This is a genomic window from Streptomyces sp. URMC 124, from assembly GCF_051386455.1.
Taxonomy (GTDB): Bacteria; Actinomycetota; Actinomycetes; order Streptomycetales; family Streptomycetaceae; genus Streptomyces.
Genome location: NZ_JBPQTS010000315.1, coordinates 1 through 1,859 on the forward strand (window position 1 = coordinate 1; position 1,859 = coordinate 1,859).

The 1,859-nt window shown below is 74.1% G+C and carries 2 protein-coding genes and 2 tRNA genes; all 4 read right to left on the reverse strand.

What is annotated here, in order from left to right:
• Positions 1-432: histidine kinase dimerization/phospho-acceptor domain-containing protein (locus ACSNOG_RS32605; RefSeq protein ID WP_436756315.1), on the reverse strand; the 432-nt coding region annotated here is incomplete at its 3' end.
• Between the two features lie 336 nt (positions 433-768).
• Complete coding sequence (locus ACSNOG_RS32610) at positions 769-1,527, reverse strand: response regulator transcription factor (RefSeq protein ID WP_436756316.1); 759 nt, start codon at positions 1,525-1,527, stop codon at positions 769-771.
• Positions 1,528-1,685: 158 nt separating this feature from the next.
• Positions 1,686-1,759 (reverse strand) — tRNA-Met (locus tag ACSNOG_RS32615).
• A 24-nt stretch (positions 1,760-1,783) separates the two neighbouring features.
• Positions 1,784-1,856, reverse strand: a tRNA-Arg gene (locus ACSNOG_RS32620).
• Positions 1,857-1,859: the final 3 nt, after the last annotated feature.

Here is a 1,859-nt window from a genome sequence, read left to right on the forward strand (position 1 = left end):
GCCCCGTACCCCCGCCCCGGTCCACGTCCGCGCCGCGTCCCCCCGCGCGAAGCGCTCGAAGACGTGCGGCAGCAACTCCCCCGAAATGCCCGGCCCGTCGTCCATCCGGCAGGTCAAGGCGCCACACGCGGCCGACGTCAGGGCGGGCGAGGCAGCAGGTCCTCGACGAGCCCGATCTCCTCGCGGCCTTCCCCGGCGGGCGAGTTCGGCGTGGCCGCGGAGGGAGGCGAACGGCGTCCGCAGCCCGTGGCGCGCGTCGGCGACGAAGTGACGGACCTCGGTCCGCGGATCGGCCTCCTCCCCGGGCACGCGCTCAGGCAGCGCCACTTCCCCTTGGCGCAGGGGGAGTTCGGAGACGCGCGTGGCCGTCGCCGCGACCCTGCGCAGCGGCCCCAGCGCGATCCGCAGGTTTTTGGGGGGCGTACGCCGCACCGTCGGGCGCGGTGACGGACCGGGCGCGGCACTGCCGCCGTCCCCGGCAGCCCGACGTCGTGCGGCCTGCCGCCGCGGGGGACCCCCGCGAGGGCCTCGCCTTGGGCGGAGGTCAGCGGCTGGCGCACGGGCTTGCCGGCCCGCGGGCCGCCGGCGGGGACGCCGACCAGGTACGTCGCACCGTCGGCTCGCGCCCCGGCGCACCTGGAACTCCGGCGGGTGGGCCGCCGCAGCCCGCCACCCGCCGTCTCACCGAGCCGCGCGTCGAACGCGCCGGTGCGCAGGGGCGCGAACGGCCGACGGCTCACCGTCCCCCGGGGCGTCCCCGTCGTCGGCTCACGCCGGCGCGGCCGGCTTGATGAGGTAGCCGACGCCGCGCCGCGTGTGGATCATCGGGGCCCGCCCGGCGTCGATCTTCCGTCGCAGGTAGGAGATGTAGAGCTCCACGACGTTGGCCTGTCCGCCGAAGTCGTACGACCAGACCCGGTCGAGGATCTGCGGCTTGCTGAGCACGCGCCGCGGATTGCGCATGAGGAAGCGCAGCAGCTCGAACTCGGTGGCGGTGAGGTGGATGTCCGTGCCGCCGCGGGAGACCTCGTGGCTGTCCTCGTCCAGGACCAGGTCGCCGACGGTCAGGACGGAGCCGGGGCGCGGCGCGACGGCGCGGGACCGGCGCAGCAGGCCGCGCAGCCGGGCGACGACCTCCTCCAGGCTGAAGGGCTTGGTGACGTAGTCGTCGCCACCGGCGGTGAGGCCGGCGATGCGGTCCTCGACGGAGTCCTTGGCGGTGAGGAAGAGCACGGGCACGTCGGAGCGTTCGCGGCGCAGCCGCCCCAGCACGGTCAGCCCGTCCATGTCGGGCAGCACCACGTCCAGGACGACGGCGTCCGGCCGGAAGTCCCGCGCGGCGCGCACGGCCTCGGCGCCGCCGGCCGCGGTGCGCACGTCCCAGCCCTCGTAGCGCAGGGCGAGGCGGAGCAGCTCGGCCAGGGAGGTCTCGTCGTCCACGACGAGGACGCGCACGGGCCCGCCGTCGTCCCGCAGGAGGGGCGCGGGGGCGGCGGGGGCTGGGCGGAGGGAGGGGTCGGCCGTCATGGGACGAGGGTGCGAGCGGCGCGTGAGAGGCGTCTTGCGGCTCTCTGTGATTCTCCTGAGAATCACGCGCGCCCGAGGGGCCGGCCAGGCAACCGGGATGGAAGACTCCGGATACGCCGAAGGCCCGGTACCTGACGGTACCGGGCCTTCGGTCTTAGTAGCGGGGACAGGATTTGAACCTGCGACCTCTGGGTTATGAGCCCAGCGAGCTACCGAGCTGCTCCACCCCGCGACGAACGAGAGAATCTCTCGTCAGTGCGCTCGGCAGGATTCGAACCTGCAACCTCTTGATCCGTAGTCAAGTGCTCTATCCGTTAAGCTACGAGCGCTCG